This is a genomic window from bacterium, from assembly GCA_024742285.1.
In the GTDB taxonomy this organism is placed as follows: domain Bacteria; phylum Myxococcota_A; class UBA9160; order UBA9160; family UBA4427; genus UBA4427.
In genome coordinates this window covers 58,372-76,333 of sequence record JANSYR010000021.1, presented here as the reverse complement: position 1 = coordinate 76,333, position 17,962 = coordinate 58,372, and the positions used below count along the sequence as shown (strand labels likewise).

The 17,962-nt window shown below is 67.9% G+C and carries 16 protein-coding genes; all 16 read left to right on the top strand.

Features of this window, described 5'->3' with window-relative positions; all coding sequences use genetic code 11:
- Positions 1-48 precede the first annotated feature (48 nt).
- The 16 genes from rpsK (at position 49) to carB (ending at position 17,949) form a co-directional block, all read left to right on the top strand.
- Positions 49-426: a 30S ribosomal protein S11 gene (gene rpsK / locus NXI30_26670; GenBank protein ID MCR9097819.1), complete on the top strand. Its 378-nt coding sequence runs from the start codon at positions 49-51 to the stop codon at positions 424-426.
- A 12-nt stretch (positions 427-438) separates the two neighbouring features.
- Positions 439-1,065: a 30S ribosomal protein S4 gene (rpsD, locus tag NXI30_26665; protein MCR9097818.1), complete on the top strand. Its 627-nt coding sequence runs from the start codon at positions 439-441 to the stop codon at positions 1,063-1,065.
- A 186-nt stretch (positions 1,066-1,251) separates the two neighbouring features.
- Positions 1,252-2,280, top strand: coding sequence for a DNA-directed RNA polymerase subunit alpha (locus NXI30_26660; GenBank protein MCR9097817.1), 1,029 nt, complete (start codon positions 1,252-1,254; stop codon positions 2,278-2,280).
- A gap of 25 nt (positions 2,281-2,305) precedes the next feature.
- Positions 2,306-2,698 carry a 50S ribosomal protein L17 gene (gene rplQ, locus NXI30_26655; protein MCR9097816.1) on the top strand — a complete coding sequence of 131 codons (393 nt, stop codon included), beginning with the start codon at positions 2,306-2,308 and terminating at the stop codon, positions 2,696-2,698.
- 71 nt (positions 2,699-2,769) lie between these two features.
- The gene (locus tag NXI30_26650; protein MCR9097815.1) at positions 2,770-3,294 is read left to right on the top strand and encodes a TlpA family protein disulfide reductase; all 525 of its coding nucleotides are present in this window, start codon (positions 2,770-2,772) and stop codon (positions 3,292-3,294) included.
- Between the two features lie 240 nt (positions 3,295-3,534).
- Complete coding sequence (locus NXI30_26645; protein MCR9097814.1) at positions 3,535-3,843, top strand: septum formation initiator family protein; 309 nt, start codon at positions 3,535-3,537, stop codon at positions 3,841-3,843.
- A gap of 44 nt (positions 3,844-3,887) precedes the next feature.
- Positions 3,888-5,648, top strand: coding sequence for an arginine--tRNA ligase (argS, locus tag NXI30_26640; GenBank protein ID MCR9097813.1), 1,761 nt, complete (start codon positions 3,888-3,890; stop codon positions 5,646-5,648).
- Entirely contained in the window at positions 5,648-6,376 is a 729-nt protein-coding gene (locus tag NXI30_26635; GenBank protein ID MCR9097812.1) for an SPOR domain-containing protein, read from the top strand. Before argS ends, NXI30_26635 begins: the two co-directional genes overlap by 1 nt.
- Positions 6,376-7,401, top strand: coding sequence for a dTDP-4-dehydrorhamnose reductase (rfbD, locus tag NXI30_26630; protein ID MCR9097811.1), 1,026 nt, complete (start codon positions 6,376-6,378; stop codon positions 7,399-7,401). Before NXI30_26635 ends, rfbD begins: the two co-directional genes overlap by 1 nt.
- Complete coding sequence (gene lepA, locus NXI30_26625; protein MCR9097810.1) at positions 7,398-9,203, top strand: translation elongation factor 4; 1,806 nt, start codon at positions 7,398-7,400, stop codon at positions 9,201-9,203. Before rfbD ends, lepA begins: the two co-directional genes overlap by 4 nt.
- Before the next feature lie 113 nt (positions 9,204-9,316).
- On the top strand, positions 9,317-10,174 hold the full coding sequence (gene lepB / locus NXI30_26620) for a signal peptidase I (GenBank protein MCR9097809.1): 858 nt from the start codon (positions 9,317-9,319) through the stop codon (positions 10,172-10,174).
- A 319-nt stretch (positions 10,175-10,493) separates the two neighbouring features.
- Positions 10,494-11,090 carry a bifunctional pyr operon transcriptional regulator/uracil phosphoribosyltransferase PyrR gene (pyrR, locus tag NXI30_26615; protein MCR9097808.1) on the top strand — a complete coding sequence of 199 codons (597 nt, stop codon included), beginning with the start codon at positions 10,494-10,496 and terminating at the stop codon, positions 11,088-11,090.
- Positions 11,087-12,007 carry an aspartate carbamoyltransferase catalytic subunit gene (locus tag NXI30_26610; GenBank protein MCR9097807.1) on the top strand — a complete coding sequence of 307 codons (921 nt, stop codon included), beginning with the start codon at positions 11,087-11,089 and terminating at the stop codon, positions 12,005-12,007. Before pyrR ends, NXI30_26610 begins: the two co-directional genes overlap by 4 nt.
- Before the next feature lie 3 nt (positions 12,008-12,010).
- The gene (locus NXI30_26605) at positions 12,011-13,324 is read left to right on the top strand and encodes a dihydroorotase (GenBank protein ID MCR9097806.1); all 1,314 of its coding nucleotides are present in this window, start codon (positions 12,011-12,013) and stop codon (positions 13,322-13,324) included.
- Between the two features lie 85 nt (positions 13,325-13,409).
- Complete coding sequence (carA, locus tag NXI30_26600) at positions 13,410-14,648, top strand: glutamine-hydrolyzing carbamoyl-phosphate synthase small subunit (GenBank protein MCR9097805.1); 1,239 nt, start codon at positions 13,410-13,412, stop codon at positions 14,646-14,648.
- A 70-nt stretch (positions 14,649-14,718) separates the two neighbouring features.
- Complete coding sequence (gene carB / locus NXI30_26595; protein ID MCR9097804.1) at positions 14,719-17,949, top strand: carbamoyl-phosphate synthase large subunit; 3,231 nt, start codon at positions 14,719-14,721, stop codon at positions 17,947-17,949.
- Positions 17,950-17,962 lie beyond the last annotated feature (13 nt).

Below are 17,962 nucleotides of genomic sequence, written 5' to 3'. Positions count from 1 at the left end.
CTCTTGCCCAGAGAGAGCCGAGAGCGCGCAGCGCGGAGATAGAGAGACATGGTCGCCAAGAAGAAGAAGGTCAAGAAGAACATCCAGTCCGGGATCGCCCACATCCAGTCGACGTTCAACAACACGGTCATCACGATCACGGACGTCGGCGGGAACGCGATCTCCTGGGCGAGCTGCGGACAGCAGGGCTTCAAGGGCTCGAAGAAGTCCACGCCCTTCGCTGCGCAGATCGCAGCCGAGGAAGCCGCGAAGAAGGCGCAGGAGCACGGCGTTCGCTCGCTCGGCGTCTACGTCAAGGGCCCGGGCGGCGGTCGCGAGTCCGCGCTCCGCGCGCTCCAGGCCGCGGGCATGAAGATCACCATGATCCGCGACGTCACCCCGATTCCCCACAACGGCTGCCGCCCCCCGAAGCGGCGCCGAGTCTAGAGCGAACAATCCATGGCACGATATACCGGTTCCGTCTGTCGTCTCTGTCGCCGCGAGGGCACGAAGCTCTTCCTGAAGGGCGACCGCTGCTTCACCGAGAAGTGCGCCATCGAGCGCCGCGCGTACCCCCCGGGCCAGCATGGCCAGGGCCGTGTGCGCTTCTCGGACTACGGCGTGCAGCTGCGTGAGAAGCAGAAGGTAAAGCGCATGTACGGCCTGCTCGAGAAGCAGTTCCGCGCGACCTACGACCAGGCCTCGCGCATGAAGGGCCGCTCCGGCGAGAACCTCCTCATGCTCCTCGAGCGCCGCCTCGACAACGTCATCTACCGCCTCGGCTACACGACCTCGCGTGCGGAAGCTCGTCAGCTCGTGAAGCACGGCCACTTCAAGGTCAACGGTCGCAAGGCGCACTCGCCGAGCATGCTGGTCAAGCCCGGTTGGGTGATCAGCGTTCGCGATCGATCGAAGAAGGTGGAGCGCATCAGCGGTGCGCTCGAGACGATGGAAGGCCGCGCGGTCCCGCAGTGGCTCGAGATCGAGAAGGACGAGATGCAGGGCGTGGTGAAGGCGATGCCGAACCGCGAGGACATCACGCTCCCGATCGACGAGCAGCTGATCGTGGAACTTTATTCGCGATAGCGCCGAAGGCGCTATCGCTGGGCTCAGGGCTGTATTCGCTTTCAGCTCGAGCGCTGCGATCTCGCGATACGACCTGGACGGACGCCTCAGCGCTCCGTCGCAACACAACTCGTCGCTCCTGCCCGTAACGGGGGCGAGTCCGAGTCGGTACGCCGATGAAGGGCGAAAACGAACAAGGGGATTCCGATGCAGGATGATGTCATCGCGCGCAATTGGCGGGAGCTGATTCGACCGCGTCGTCTCGACGTGGAAGAGGATACGCTGACCTCGACCTACGGACGCTTCTTCTGCGAGCCGCTCGAGCGTGGCTTCGGCACGACGCTCGGCAACGCGCTTCGCCGCGTGCTGCTCTCGTCGCTCCAGGGCGCGGCGATCACGAGCATCCGGATCGACGGCGTGCTGCACGAGTTCTCGACGATCCCGGGCGTCATGGAAGACGTCGCGACCGTCGTTCTGAACCTCAAGGACGTGCGCGTCCGGATGAACGCCGAGGGCCCGAAGACGATCCGCCTGCGCAAGGCGGGAGCGGGGCAGGTCACTGCCGGTGACTTCACCTCGGACGACCAGACGGTCGAGATCATGAACCCCGAGCACAAGATCTGCACCCTCGGTCCGGACTCCGAGCTCGAACTCGAGGCGACCGTCGGTCTCGGGAAGGGCTACGTCCTCGCCGACAAGAACAAGACCGAAGACATGCCGATCGGCACGATCCCGATCGACTCGGTCTTCTCGCCGATCCGCCGCGTGAACTACACGGTCACGCCCGCCCGTGTCGGTCGCGAGACCGATTTCGACCGGCTGAACCTGGAGCTCTGGACCGACGGCGCGATCGATCCCGCGGACGCCATCGCCTTCGCGGCGAAGATCCTCAAGGAGCAGCTGTCGATCTTCATCAACTTCGAAGAGCAGGCGGAAGCGCCTCAGGCCCTCATCGACGAGCCCGAGCCGCTCAACCCGAACCTCTTCAAGTCGGTCGACGAGCTCGAGCTCTCCGTCCGGTCGGCGAACTGCCTGCAGAACGCCAACATCCGCTTCATCGGCGAGCTGGTCCAGAAGACCGAAGCCGAGATGCTCAAGACCAAGAACTTCGGTCGGAAGTCCCTGAACGAGATCAAGGAGACGCTCGGTGCGCTCGGACTCTCGCTGGGGATGACGATCGACAACCTGCCTCCGCGAAAGGATCTCGAGCGGATGCGGGAGCAGCGCGAGGCCTAGAGCCTTCAGCGAGTAGGAAAGAATCATGAACCATCGCAAGACCGGACGAAAGCTCGGACGCACGAGCGCCCACCGGAAGGCGCTCTTCCGGAACATGGTCACGTCGCTCCTCGAACACGAGCAGATCCGCACGACCGACGCGAAGGCGAAGGAGCTGCGCGGCGTCGCCGAGCGGATGATCTCCCTCGGCAAGAAGGGCACGCTCCACGCGCGCCGCAACGCCCTGCGCACGATCCGCAGCAAGGAAGTGACTGCGAAGGTCTTCGACGAGCTGGCCGATCGCTACAAGGACCGGCCCGGCGGCTACACCCGCGTGATCAAGCTGGGTCAGCGGCCGGGTGATGCGGCGCCGATGTCGATCATCGAACTGGTGGATCGCGGCGCCGACGCCGGTGCTGCGGCCGAGAGCGACGCCTGAGCGGCGACGCCGGCGAACAGACGCCCCTCGAGAGCGGGGAGAAGCGTCCCGTATCCGCCGCGGTCAGCCTCGTGCTGGGCGCGGCGGTCGTCGTCCTGGCGGTCGTCGCGATTCTCCAGGTCGACGCCGGCGCGCCGCCGCTGGCGCGCGGCTCGAGCGCGCCCGCCTTCGAGCTTCGTGTGCTCGGTTCGGCGGAGGGGACGGCGGAATCGCGGCTGGCGCTCTCGGATCTCCGGGGCCGCGTGGTCCTGGTGAACTTCTGGGCGACCTGGTGCGAGCCCTGCGAGAGCGAGATGCCCGCGATGGAGCGCCTCTACGGGCTGCTGCCCCGCGACGAGTTCGAGATGGTCGCGGTCGCGATCGACGACGACGAGAGCCTCGTCCAGGGCTTCCAGGACGAATACGCACTCTCGTTCCCGATCGTCCTCGACCTCGACCAGGCCGTCTACCAGTCGTACCAGACGATGGGGGTGCCCGAGTCGCTCCTGATCGACCGGCAGGGGCGGGTCGTCGAGCGCTACGTCGGCCCCCGGGAGTGGGACGCGCCCGAGCACGTCCAGCGCCTGCAGGACGTGATCGAGGACCGCGGCGCCTGACGGCCCCCCTCGGCCCCTTCCATCGGCTCCGTGACGAGCCCTTTGGGGACGGATTCGGTACCCTCCGGCGCTGACCGACGATTCACGCACGCTCGGGAGACCGGGGCGGGAAGCGCGCCTCGTTCGCCTGCCGACACGAGGATCGGATGCTGAGTTCGGGGATACTCCGTCAATTCGGGGTGTTGCCGCTACGAGCCGGCCGCGCGCGACCGGCTGCGGCCCCGGGTGAAGGGGGAGTGGGTGAAGGCGGTTGGCCTGGGTACGTTGATCATCGTGGTGCTCGCGATGACGGCGCTCCTCGATCGCGACAGTGGTGTGGGGATCTGGCTCGAGCTTCGCGGCGACCTCGCGGATGCATCGGGCCGGGTGGACGTGCTCGTGGCACAGAACGACTCGCTCGCCCGCGAGATCGAGCTGCTCGAGGCGGACCCCACCGCAATCGATCGGGCGATCCGGGAAGAAATGGACCTGGCGCTTCCGGGTGAGGTGGTGTTCCGGTTCGTTCCCACCCTCGAGCCCGCCCAGGCGTCCCCGCAGAACCCAAAGTAGAGACGGATCCCGCGCCGAGCGCGGGCGGACGAAGGACGATTCAGGTGAAGGAAGCGTTGCGGACGGAGATCGAGAAGGCGCTCCGGGCGTTGCTCGACGCGGCAGGGGATGCCGATCCGTTGCCGGACTTCGCGATCGAGGTTCCGCGGCAGAAGGAGCACGGCGACTACTCGTGCAACGCTGCCATGCTCCTCGCGAAGCGCCTGAAGCAGAAGCCGCGCGACATCGCCGAGGATCTCAAGGTACGTCTCGGAGACGCGGGTGGGCTCGTGTCGAACCTCGACGTCGCCGGTCCTGGCTTCCTGAACGTGAAGCTCGCCGAGTCGGGCTGGCAGGACCTGCTGCACGACATCATCGAAGCCGGCGATCGCTACGGGCAGTCCGAGTCCGCCGAAGTCGCCGCCGCGAAGTCCGGCGATGCCCGACCGAAGGTCCAGGTCGAGTTCGTCTCGGCGAATCCGACGGGACCGCTCTCCACGGGCCACGGTCGCCAGGGCATCCTCGGCGACTGCATTGCGCGCCTGCTCGAGGCGACGGGCTGGGACGTCACCCGCGAGTACTACTTCAACGACGGTGGCCGTCAGATGCGCGTGCTCGGCGACTCGGTGAAGGCCCGGTACCTCGAGAGCCTGGGCCTCGCGGCGCCGCCGCCCCCCGCGGCCCTCGAAGACCCGGAGAAGAACTGGGTCGACGAGGTCGACGGCCTGCCGGTCGCCTTCCCGAAGGACGGCTACCAGGGCGACTACATCGCCGACATCGCCGCCGGTCTCCGTGAGGCGGAAGGCGAGGGACTGGTGGACGAGCCCGGCGAAGGGCGCTTCCGGGACGAGGCCCAGCGGGTGATCTTCGAGGACATCGAAGAGACGCTCGGGCGGATCGGCATCGAGTTCGACGTCTACTACAACGAGCGCAGTCTCTACGACGAGGGCAAGCTCGAAGAAGCGATCACGGACCTCCGCGAAGCCGGCCTGATCTACGACGCCGACGGCGCGACCTGGTTCAAGGCGACCGCGCGCGGCCTCGACCGCGACCGCGTCGTGATCAAGAGCAGCGGCGAGCCGACCTACCTGATGCCGGACATTGCCTACCACCGGGAGAAGTTCCGGCGCGGCTTCGATCGCGTGATCGACGTACAGGGCGCAGATCACATCGAGCAGTTCCCCTTCGTACGCGAGGCGACGGACGTGCTCGGGGTCGACGGAAGCCGCGTCGAGCTGGTGATGCACCAGTTCGTCACGATCACGAGCGGCGGGGAGCGCGTCAAGCAGTCGACGCGCAAGGCGACCTTCGTGACGGTCGACGAACTCGTGGAAGACGTCGGCGCCGACGTGTTCCGCTTCTTCATGATCGAGCGGAAGCCCGAGGGCCACCTCGACTTCGATCTCGAACTGGCGAAGGACAAGAACTGGCGGAAGAACCCCGCCTACTACGTCCAGTACGCCCACGCCCGGACCCACGGGATCGAGCGGAAGGCCGCGGAGGAGGGCGTCTCGATGCCGGAGGCGCGTGCCTTCGACGCCGGACGACTCGTGCTCGAAGAAGAGATCGAGCTGGTCAAGAAGCTCGCCACCTTCCCGGAAGTGGTCGCGAACGCCGCGGAGGCGCGCGAGCCCCATCACATCGCCTACTACCTGCGCGAGGTCGCCGGGCTCTGGAATCCCTACCTCCAGGACGGGGACAAGCACCGCGTGCTCTCCGACGATGCCGGGCTCTCCGCCGCGCGACTCGGACTCGCGCTCGCGATTCGCAACGTGCTGGCGAGCGGCCTCGGGTTGCTCGGGATCAGCGCGCCGGAGCGCATGTAATGGCAGCGCCCCGCGGACGCGGCCTCCGACCGGGAGGCGTCGTGCGCGCGTTGGGGCGCCTCGTGCTGCTCGTCGCAGTGGGGTTCGGAGTGGGCCTCGTCTTCGGCCTCGTGACCGAGGAACCCGAGCTCCTGGCTCGGCACCTGCGCGGCGAGACCGAATCCGTGGCGTTGGACGAGCCCGGCCCGGATTCGTCGCTGCGTGAAGCCGCGAGAGGCGAGGACGTCTACGCGAGCGCCGCGACCGAGCCGCGTCCCCTGGTCGAACCGGGAGAGCGGGCCGAGACCGAAGCACTTCCGCAGGTCGCGGCGCCCGCCCGCCGAGCGGTCCCCACGGCGTCGGCGGACGCGGCCCCGCTGCCTCGGGCGGCCTCGAAGATGCCGACACCGGCGCGCGAGACGCGGGTCGGGGCGTCGCGGCCGACTCCCGAGAGCGCGCGCCGAGCGCCGCCGGTCGAGGCGTCGTCGCGATCGTGGGCGATCCAGGTCGGGGCCTTCTCCGAGAAGCGGGCTGCACGGCGGCTCGCGGAGACGCTCTCCCCGACGTATCCCGTCGAGGTCCTGCCGGCGACCCGAGAGGGCGGACGCTGGCGGGTGCGTGTGCAGCCGATCGTGAGCAAGGACCGTGCGCGCGAGATGGCGGAGCGGCTCAAGCGCGAAGAAGGATTGCCCACCTGGGTGACGCCGATGGACGACGGCCGCGGCCGCTCGGAGGGACGCTCGGGCTGATGGCAGACTCGGGGAGCGAGCAGACACTGAAGGCGCCGCGCCGGATCGGGGTCCTCGGTGCCGGCGGGCAATTGGGTCGCTGCCTCGTCCGGCAGATCGAGTCGGCGCCGGACCTCGCCTGCTCCTTCGCGCTCAGGCGGGAGGCGCTCGATCTCTCCGACGAGAGTGGGCTCGCCGCTGGCATCGCGCGCGTCCTCGAGGAGGCCGGCGACGCGCTCCCCGAGGTCGTGATCAACGCGGCGGCGTTCACGAAGGTCGACCTCTGTGAGTCCGAGCAGGCGCTCGCCTACCAGGTCAACGCCCTCGCGCCCGGGGAATGGGCACGCCAGCTCGTGGAGCGAGGCATTCGCTTCATTCACGTCTCGACGGACTACGTCTTCGCCGGGGAGGGCACGATCCCGTACAAGGAAGGCGACCCCACCGATCCGCGAACCGTCTACGGCGCGAGCAAGCGGGCCGGAGAGATCGCCGTACTCGGCCACCAGCCCGACGCGCTGATCGTGCGCACGAGCTGGGTCTTCGGGCCCGGGCGGAACTTTCCGCTCGCGATCCTGGACCAGGCCCGGAAGCGTCGGACCGGCGAGGCCGATGGGCCGCTCTCCGTCGTCGACGACCAGCACGGCGCGCCGACCTTCGCGGCGGATCTCGCCTTCGCCCTCCTGGCGATCGCCCGCCAGGACGAAGATCAGTGGGGGGGCGGTCTCCTCCACCTTCGCAACGGCGGCGAGACCACCTGGTACGCCTTCGCCCGCGAGATCCTCGATCGGGCGGGCTTCGAAGACGTCGCGATCGATCCCGTGCCCTCGTCGGCCTTCGAGACGGCGGCGAAGCGCCCGCTCTTCTCGGTCCTCGACTGCAGCTGGGCCGAATCGAAGGGAATCGCGATGCCGCCGTGGAAGGACGCGCTCACCCGCTATCTTGCCAGCGACGACTGCCCGTACGAACCCGTCGTCTCACCCGTTGATCCGCTGGCGGCGTCCGATCCGCTGGCGGCGCCCGATCCGAGAGAAGAGAACCCGCGATGAGCGTCGATCAATCGCGCATCCGCAACTTCTGCATCATCGCGCATATCGACCACGGCAAGAGCACGTTGGCCGATCGGCTCCTCGATGCGACCCAGTCGATCACCGAGCGTGAGAAGAAGGACCAGTTCCTCGACAACATGGATCTCGAGCGTGAGCGCGGAATCACGATCAAGGCCCAGACCGCGCGGATGAACTTCGTCGCCGAGGACGGCGAGGAGTACGTGCTCAACCTGATCGACACGCCCGGGCACGTCGACTTCTCCTACGAGGTCTCGCGTGCGCTCGCGGCGTGCGAAGGGGCGCTCCTGATCGTCGATGCCGCCCAGGGCATCGAGGCGCAGACGCTCGCGAACGCCTACCTCGCGGTCGATGCCGACCTCGAGCTGATCCCCGTGATCAACAAGATCGACCTGCCGAGCGCGGATCCCGACCGGGTGGCCCAGGAGGTCGAGGACATCGTCGGGCTCGATGCTCTGGACTGCCTGCCGGTCTCCGCCAAGACCGGGCAGGGCGTCGAGGCCGTGCTCCAGGCGATCGTCGACAAAGTGCCGCCGCCGGAGGGCGACCGTGAGGCGCCCGCCCAGGCGCTGGTCTTCGACGCCTGGTTCGATCCCTACGTGGGCGCGGTCATGCTCGTCCGAGTGGTGCACGGCGCGCTCCATCGTCGCGAACGCGTCAAGTTCATGGTCGCGGGCATCGAACACGAGATCACGCAGCTGAACGTGATCGACCCGAAGCCGCGCAAGGTCGAGAGTCTCGCGGCGGGCGAGGTCGGGATGGTCGTGGCGGGCGTGAAGTCCCTCGCCGAGGTCCAGATCGGCGACACGATCACGACGGCCTCCGGCGGCGCCGCGGAACCCCTCGAAGGCTTCCAGGAAGTGAAGCCGATGGTCTTCTCCGGGCTCTATCCGGTCGACGCCGAGGACTACGAAGACCTGAAGACGGCCCTCGAGAAGCTCGAGCTGAACGACTCGTCCTTCTCGTACGAGCCCGAGACGAGCGCGGCCCTCGGCTTCGGTTTTCGCTGCGGCTTCCTCGGCTTCCTGCATGCGGAGATCGTCCAGGAGCGGCTCGAGCGCGAGTACGACCTCGATCTGATCACGACGGCGCCGACGGTCAGGTACCTGGTCGTGCCCAAGGAGGGCGAGCCCTTCGAGATCGAGACGCCGGCCGCGCTCCCGGACGTACAGGACATCCAGCAGATCGAAGAGCCCGTCGTGCTCGCGACGATCCACGTCCCGTCCGAACACCTGGGCGCGGTCCTCGGACTCTGTCAGGACCGTCGCGGGATCCAGAAGGACATGGGCGTGCACGGCAACCGCGTGCAGGTCCGCTACGAGCTGCCGCTCAACGAGATCGTCACCGACTTCCACGACAAGCTGAAGAGTGCGACCCGGGGCTACGGCTCCTTCGACTACGAGCTCGTGGGGTTCCGCCCAGCGGCTCTTCAGAAGCTCGACGTGCTCGTGAACGGGGACCCGGTCGACGCGCTCTCGCTGATCGTCCACAAGGACAAGGCCTTCAATCGCGGCTCCGAGCTGACCAAGAAGCTCAAGGAGTTCATCCCGCGCCAGCAGTTCCCGATCGCCATCCAGGCGGCGATCGGCAGCCGCGTGATCGCGCGGACGACGGTGCGCGCGGTCCGGAAGAACGTGATCGCGAAGTGCTACGGCGGCGACATCACGCGAAAGCGCAAGCTGCTCGAGAAGCAGAAAGCGGGCAAGAAGCGCATGAAGATGGTCGGCAGCGTCGAGATTCCGCAGGAGGCGTTCCTCGCCGCGCTGCGCCTGGGAGACGACTAGTGGCCGACGGAACTCAGATCGCGTCCGGAGACGCCTAGTGGCCGACGGAACTCAGATCGCGTCAGGAGACGACTAGTGGCCGACGGAACTCTCATCGCGTCAGGAGACGACTAGTGGCCGACGACGCCCCGAACGCCGCGGGTGAGGGCGACGAGGAGATGCCGCCCGAGGCCTCGACCGTCGACTCGATCGTCGAGCAGGTCGTGACCCTCGTGATCGCGATCGGGATCGCGCTGCTGATCCGCCAGGTCTTGATCGAGCCCTTCCGGATTCCGTCGGGCTCGATGTTCCCGACGCTCCTCGAAGGTGACCATCTCTTCGTGAACAAGCTCTCGTACGGGCCGCGTATCCCCTTCACCGAGTTGCGCCTGCCGGGCCTGGGCGAGCCGGAGCGGGGCGACATCGTCGTATTCGAGGTCGCACGGCCGATGCAGCGCGGCTACCCGGACACCATGGCCGTCGACCGGGCGCCGAAGGGCTCCCGGAGCGAGGACTTCGTGAAGCGACTGGTCGGGCTTCCCGGGGACGAGATCACCTGGCGTCACGGTCAGGTCTTCGTGAACGGCGAGCCCCTCGCGATGCAGCGGGTACCGGAGGGCTGGACCGAGAAGGAGAGCGGGAAGCTCTACGACCGCCACATCGAGGACCTCGGCGCTTGCCGACATTCCGTCCTCTACGACCCGATTCCGCGCAACTGGAGGCTCGAGCGGGGTGGCCCGATCATCGTCGAACCGGGTCGCTACTTCATGATGGGTGACAACCGCGACAACTCGAAGGACAGCCGGGAGTGGGGCACCGTCCGCCTCGAGGAGCTGAAGGGGCCCGCGTTCATCCTCTACTGGTCCTGGAACGTGAACGGCAACATGCTCTCGTTCTTCAACCCGGTGAACTGGTTCACCGCCGAGAAGCGCTGGGATCGCATGTTCCAGGGCCTCGACTGCGACCCGGTGCCCGGCGCCGCCGGGGACTGAGGCCGCGTTCTGCCTCCTTCCTGCCGCCCGCCCCGGGGCGCGGGCGACCGGCGCGGCCCCCTCCGGCTGATTTCGTCGGATTTCCCACCGGCCCCGGATTGAAAGGCCCGGGCGCCGCGGTACTCTCTCGCGCGATCCACTTCATCCTTTAACCCCGTCCAGTGAGTCGGGGAAGGACGAGGCCGCGTCGATGACACCCCCTGCCGCTCCCGGCGAGGCACCCGAGCAGGTGCACGCCGAAGACCCTGCCCACACGCTCCCGTCGGAATCCGGCGGTACTGAGCAGTCCGGAAGGCATTCCGGAGGGCGACCCGGAAGGGTGGTTCTCGACGATGAGTCGATCCGGCGCGCGCTCATGCGCATCGCGCACGAGATCGTCGAGAGCGCCGACGGAACCGAGCGGCTCTACCTCGTCGCGATCCCGAACGGTGGTGTTCCCCTCGGCCGGCTGCTGGTCGACAACCTCGAGAGCCTGACCGGGACGCGGCCGCCGATCGGCATCCTCGACACGACGCTCTACCGCGACGATCTCTCGACCCGAGGGAGCCGGCCCCAGCTGCGCAAGACCGAGATGCCGTCGTCGGTCGACGACCGGGTCGTCGTCCTCGTCGAAGACGTGGTCAACACCGGCCGGACCATCCGAGCCGGGATGGACGCCCTGATGGACTTCGGGCGCCCCTCCCACGTGCGCGTCGTGGCCCTGGTCGATCGCGGCCACCGCGAGCTGCCGATCAAGATCGACTACGTGGGCAAGAACATCCCGACTCAGCCGAGCGACAAGGTCGTCTTCCGAGCGGCTCTTCCCGAAGACGGCGAGCCCACGTCCGAGGATCAGGGCGAGGACGGGCCGACCCGCGTGGGCGCCCTCGAGCTCTCGGTCCTCGAGGCGGACGCGGAACAAGGGGGGAGCCGATGATCGGCCGCGACATCCTCGGGATCGAAGACCTGTCCCGGGACGACATCGAGACGATCCTCGAGACCGCCGAGCGGATGCAGGAGATCGGCAACCGCGAGGTCAAGAAGGTGCCGACCCTGCGTGGCCGGACCCACATCAACCTCTTCTTCGAGCCGTCGACGCGGACCCAGACGAGCTTCGAGATCGCCGGCAAGCGATTGGCCGCGGACGTCGTGAACTTCTCGGTCTCGAGCTCGAGCGTGACGAAGAAGGAGACGCTCCTCGACACGGCGAAGACCCTCGACGCGATGGACCCCGACGTCGTCGTCGTGCGCCACAAGGTCGCCGGCGTGCCACACCGCCTGGCGGAGGTCCTCGAAGCCCCGGTGATCAACGCCGGTGACGGTGCGCACGAGCATCCCTCCCAGGCGCTCCTCGACATGCTCACGGTTCGCGAGCAGAAGGGCCACATCGAAGGCCTCACGGTCACGATCATCGGCGACATCGCCCACAGCCGCGTGGCCCGCTCGAACATCTACGGTTTCAGCAAGCTCGGCGCCGAGGTCCGGGTCGCCGGGCCGCCGACGATGCTCCCCGCCGGCATCGAGAGCCTCGGGGTGAAGGCCTACACGAACCTGCGCGAGGCGATCGAAGGGGCGGACGTCGTGATGGCGCTTCGCATCCAGATGGAACGCCTCGAAGGCGCCTGCTTCCCGAGTGTTCGCGAGTACGCGGCGACCTTCGGCCTCGACCGGGCCAAGCTCCGCTTCGCGGAGGAGGATGCGATCGTGATGCACCCCGGCCCGGTGAATCGCGGGGTCGAGCTCGCCCACGATCTCGCCGACCATCGACCGAGCGTGATCCTCGACCAGGTCCGCAACGGCGTCGCCCTCCGCATGGCGCTCCTCTACCTGGTTGCCGGTCGGGGAGGGCGCTAGGCGATGAGTCGAATGATCGTTCGCAACGGGCGTCTGCTCGACCCGAGCCAGGAACTCGATCTCGAGGCGGGCCGCGCCGAGCTGCTGATCGAGGACGGTCGGATCGCGACCCTCGCGATCGGCGGGGATCCGATTCCGCAGGACGGGGCCGAGATCGTCGATGCCGAGGGGTCGTGGATCGTGCCCGGCCTGATCGACGTCCACGCCCACCTGCGAGAGCCCGGCCAGGAGTACAAGGAAGACCTGGCGAGCGGCGGGACCGCGGCCGTCGCAGGCGGCTTCACGCAGGTCGCCTGCATGGCGAACACGGATCCCGTCAACGACGATCCGTCGGTCACGAAGTACATCCTCGATCGCGCCGAGAAGGAGTCGCCCGCCAAGGTGCGCGTGATCGCGGCGGCGACCCGCGGGCTGCGCGGCGAGGTCATGACCGAGATGATGGCGCTTCGCGAGGCGGGGGCCGTCGCCTTCAGCGACGACGGCGCGACGATCACGGACGCCGGCGCGATGCGCCGGGTGCTCGAGTACTCGAAGATGGCCGATGCGCCGGTCGTCGTGCACGCCGAGGACTGCGCGCTCCGAGGGGGCGGGGTCGTGAACGAGGGGCCGGTCGCGACGCGGCTCGGTCTGCCGGGCAACCCCGCCGCGGCGGAAGAGGTCATGGTCGCCCGGGACGTGCGGCTCGCCTCGCTCACCGGCGCCCACCTCCACGTGGCCCACGTGTCGACCGCGGGGGCCGTCCACATCATCCGCAAGGCCCGGGAGGCCGGGATCCGCGTGACGGCCGAGGTCACGCCGCACCACCTCACGCTGACCGACGAAGCGACGATGGGCTTCGACACGAATACCCGCGTCGCGCCGCCGCTGCGTTCCCGGGCGGACGTCGACGCGCTGCGCGCCGCGCTGGCCGAAGGGGTGATCGACGCGATCGCGACGGACCATGCCCCCCATGCGAGCCACGAGAAGGAAGTCGAGTTCACCGAGGCGCCCCCCGGCATGATCGGCCTCGAGACGGCGGTCGCGGTCTGCCTCGACCTGGTCCGCGACGAGACGCTCACGCCCCTCGAGCTCGTCCGCCGCCTCTCGACCGAGGGCGCCCGGATCCTCGGTCTCGAGGGCGGCTCGCTGCGCGAGGGCGGGCCCGGTGACGTCGCCCTGATCGATCCCGCTCGCGAATGGACCTACGACCCGGCCCAGGGCTTCTCGAAGAGCCGGAACTCTCCGTGGGCGGGAGAGACCTTCACGGGCCGCGTCAAGGCGACGATCGTCGACGGTCGGCTCGTCTACGACGTCGATCGCGGCGTGCTCATCCGATGAGCGCCGCGTCCTCGAAACCTCTCGATGGCCGCATCGGCCTCCAGATCTTCCTGAACCTCCACCCCGATCGCGGAGCAATGATTCGATGAGCAAGACCTCGATGACGGTCGACGAACTGCTGGGACGGGAGACGGCCCCGGCGGCCCTCGCCCTGGCGGATGGCACGATCTACCGGGGGCGCGCGTTCGGCGCGCGCGCGGTCCAGAGCGGGGAGGTCGTATTCAACACGAGCCTGACCGGCTACCAGGAGATCGCGACGGACCCGTCCTACGCGGGGCAGATCGTGACGATGACGTATACGCAGATCGGCAACGTCGGCGTCAATGTGATGGACGACGAGTCGCGGAAGCCGTTCCTTTCTGGCTTCGTCGTGAAGGAGCTCTTCGACACGCCCTCGAACTATCGCTCCGAGGGCGACCTCGACGCGAAGCTCGCGGCGGCCGGGATTCCGGGCCTCGCCGGGATCGATACGCGCGCGCTGGTGCGACGAATCCGCGACGGCGGCGCGCAGGTCGGTGTCCTGTCGACGGATCCCGGCGTCCAGGATACGGACGAGCTCGTCGAGCGCGCTCGCCAGGCGCCTGGGCTCGACGGGGTCGATTGGGTGGCGAACGTGACCACGTCTTCGAAATACGACTTCGACGAAGGCGTCTGGGCCGGCGTCGACGGGCAGCTGCCCCGCGCCGCGCGTCCGGGTCAGCGGCTCAAGATCGTCGCGTACGACTTCGGCGTGAAGAAGAACATCCTGCGGCTGCTCGTCGAGCAGGGCTTCGACGTGACGGTCGTGCCGGCGACGACGCCGGCGAGCGAGACCCTCGCGATGAACCCGGACGGGATCTTCCTCTCGAACGGTCCCGGGGATCCGGAGGCGGTCGAAGGGGTCCAGCCGATCGTTCGCGAGCTCGTCCAGGAGAAGCCCGTGTTCGGGATCTGCCTCGGCCATCAGATCCTCGGTCTGGCCCTCGGTGGCCGGACCCGGAAGCTCAAGTTCGGTCATCACGGGGGCAATCAGCCGGGCAAGGACCTCGCGACCGGGAAGGTCGCGATCTGCGCCGAGAACCACGGCTACGCCGTCGAGGCGGAAAGCCTCCGCGCCGCGGGAGAGCCCGTCGAGATCACCCACATCAATCTGAACGACGAGACCGTCGAGGGGATCGCCCACGAAGCGAAGCCCCTCTTCTCGGTCCAGTACCACCCCGAGGCCTCGCCTGGCCCGCACGACGCTCAGTACTTCTTCTCGCGCTTCCGCGAGATGGTCGAGCGGTCCGCGGCGGGCGAACGCGTGACCGGCGCCCAGATCTGCGGCGGCGGGAAGTCCGCCTGATCCAAGTTTCCGGGACGTCCCGTCCCGCCCCTGCTTCCGCCCTGACGACTCAGGGTTCCGGAGTCCCACATTGCCCCGACGAGACGACATCCACAAGATCATGGTGATCGGGTCCGGCCCGATCGTGATCGGCCAGGCCTGCGAGTTCGACTACTCGGGGACCCAGGCGTGCAAGGCCCTTCGCGAGGAGGGCTACAGCGTGGTCCTCCTGAACTCGAATCCGGCGACGATCATGACCGATCCGGAGACCGCGGATCGGACCTACATCGAGCCGATGACGGTGACGTCGGTCGAACAGATCATCGCCGAGGAGCGCCCGGACGCGCTCCTGCCGACGATCGGCGGGCAGACCGCGCTCAATCTGGCGATCGATCTCGCGGAGGCCGGCGTCCTCGACAAGTACGACGTGCAGCTGATCGGTGCGAACCTCGAGGCGATCAACAAGGCCGAGGATCGCCAGCTCTTCCGCGCGGCGATGGACAAGATCGGTCTCAAGATGCCGGCTTCCGGGATCGCGACGAACCTCGAAGAGGCCCGCGAGATCCAGCAGCGGACGGGCCTCCCGACGATCATCCGGCCGAGCTTCACGATGGGCGGCTCCGGCGGCGGCGTCTGCGAGAAGATGGAGGACTTCGACCGGATGGCGCAGTGGGCGCTCGATCAGTCGCCCACGAACCAGATCCTCGTCGAGCAGTCCGTCACGGGCTGGAAGGAGTACGAGCTGGAGGTGATGCGCGACAACGCGGACAACGTCGTCATCATCTGCTCGATCGAGAACTTCGACGCCATGGGCGTCCACACGGGCGACTCGATCACCGTCGCCCCGGCCCAGACCCTGACCGACCGCGAGTACCAGGAGATGCGCGACGCGGCGATCGCGATCATGCGCGAGATCGGCGTCGACACGGGCGGCTCGAACGTCCAGTTCGGGGTGAACCCGGAAGACGGCACGCTGATCGTGATCGAGATGAACCCGCGCGTCTCGCGCTCCTCGGCGCTCGCGTCGAAGGCGACCGGCTTCCCGATCGCGAAGATCGCGGCGAAGCTCGCCGTCGGCTTCTCCCTCGACGAGATCCGGAACGACATCACGAAGGAGACGCCTGCGTCCTTCGAGCCGTCGATCGACTACGTCGTGACGAAGATCCCTCGATTCACCTTCGAGAAGTTCCCGAACACGGACGCCGAGCTCACGACCCAGATGAAGTCCGTGGGCGAGGCGATGGCGATCGGTCGGACCTTCAAGGAGAGCTTCCAGAAGGCGATCCGCTCCCTCGAGATCGGCCACATGGGGTTCGATGCCCCGGAGCTCGACGACTCCGGCGAGAAGGCGGACGAGGAGGCATCGCTCTGGGCCCAGATCGATCGACCTTGCGCGACGCGCCCCTGGGCGCTCGTCGAGGCGTTTCGTCGGGGCGCGACCGTCGAGGAGCTCTTCGACCGAACGAAGATCGACCCCTGGTTCCTGCGCAATCTCCAGGAGATCGCGGTCGCCGAGAAGCGACTCGCGGAAGCACCCGAGGGCGAGCGGGACGCAATGCTCCGACCGGCCAAGCAGCTGGGCTTCTCGGACGCGCGGATCGGCGTGCTCTGGGGCAAGAGCGAGGCCGAGGTCCGGGGCGACCGCCACCGCCTCGGCGTCCGCCCGGTCTACAAGCGCGTCGACACGTGTGCCGCGGAGTTCGTGGCCCACACGCCGTACCTCTACTCCACCTACGAGGAGGAGTGCGAGGCGGACACGACCGACCGCAAGAAGATCATGATCCTCGGCGGTGGACCGAACCGGATCGGGCAGGGGATCGAGTTCGACTACTGCTGCGTCCACGCGGTCTTCGCGCTGCGTGAGGCCGGCTTCGAGACGATCATGGTCAACTGCAACCCCGAAACGGTCTCGACGGACTACGACACGAGCGACCGTCTCTACTTCGAGCCGCTCACCCTCGAGGACGTGCTCGAGATCGTCGAGGTCGAGAAGCCCGACGGCGTGATCGTGCAGTTCGGCGGGCAGACTCCGCTCAAGCTCGCCGTCGCCCTCGAGAAGGCTGGCGCCCCGATCATCGGCACGAGCCCCGACGCGATCGATCGCGCCGAGGACCGCGAGCGCTTCGACGCGCTGCTCGAGCAGCTCGGCCTCGTCCGGCCGGAAGGCGACGTCGCGCGGAGTTCCGACGAAGCGGAGATCATTGCCGAGCGGATCGGCTACCCGGTGCTCGTCCGCCCGTCCTACGTGCTGGGCGGGCGCGCGATGCAGATCGTCCAGGACGTCGACGAGCTGCGCCGCTACATGCAGTTCGCGGTCAAGGCGTCGGACGAGCACCCGGTCCTGATCGACCGCTTCCTCGCCGACGCGACGGAAGTCGACGTGGATGCGATCTGCGACGGCGAGCGGGTCGTCGTCGGCGGCATCATGGAGCACATCGAGGAGGCGGGCGTCCACTCCGGCGACTCTGCCTGCTCCCTTCCGCCGTATTCGCTCGCTCCCGATCGGATCTCGGAGATCATCGACGCGACCCGTCAGCTCGCACTCGAAATCGGCGTTCGCGGCCTCATGAACGTCCAGTATGCGGTCAAGGACGAGCAGGTGTACGTGATCGAGGTGAATCCCCGGGCGTCACGAACCGTCCCCTTCGTGTCGAAGGCGATCGGCAGGCCGCTCGCCAAGCTCGCCGCGCGGATCATGGGCGGCGAGACCCTGGAGCAGCTCGAGTTCACGAGTGAGATCGTCCCGAGCCACTACTCCGTCAAGGAAGCGGTCTTCCCCTTCGTGAAGTTCCCGGGTGTCGACACGATCCTCGGCCCCGAGATGAAGAGCACCGGCGAGGTCATGGGCATCGACTCGAGCTTCGGCCGCGCCTTCGCGAAGAGCCAGATCCAGGCCGGCAACAGTCTCCCCACCGAGGGCGGGACCGTTCTGGTGTCGGTCCGCGCCGAGGAGCACCAGCGGGTCTTCCAGCCGATCCAGACCCTGACGGAACAGGGGTTCAAGGTCGTCGCGACGCGAGGGACCGCCGAGACCCTCGCGCGACTGGGCATCGACGTGGAAGTGATCAACAAGGTCCACGAGGGCTCACCGCATACCGCCGATCGGATCGAAGGCGGCGACGTGGCGCTCGTGATCAACACGACGGACAGCGATCCGAAGTCGATCGAGGATTCGAAGTCCCTTCGCCGCGCCGCGCTGCTCGCCGGCGTGCCGTACTGCACGACGCTCGCGGCGGCGCGGGCCTCCGCAGACGCGATTGCGGCGATGCGAGCGGAGTCCATCGGTGTCCGAAGTCTCCAACGCATCCATGAGGCTCAGTAGTCGGCCGCCGATA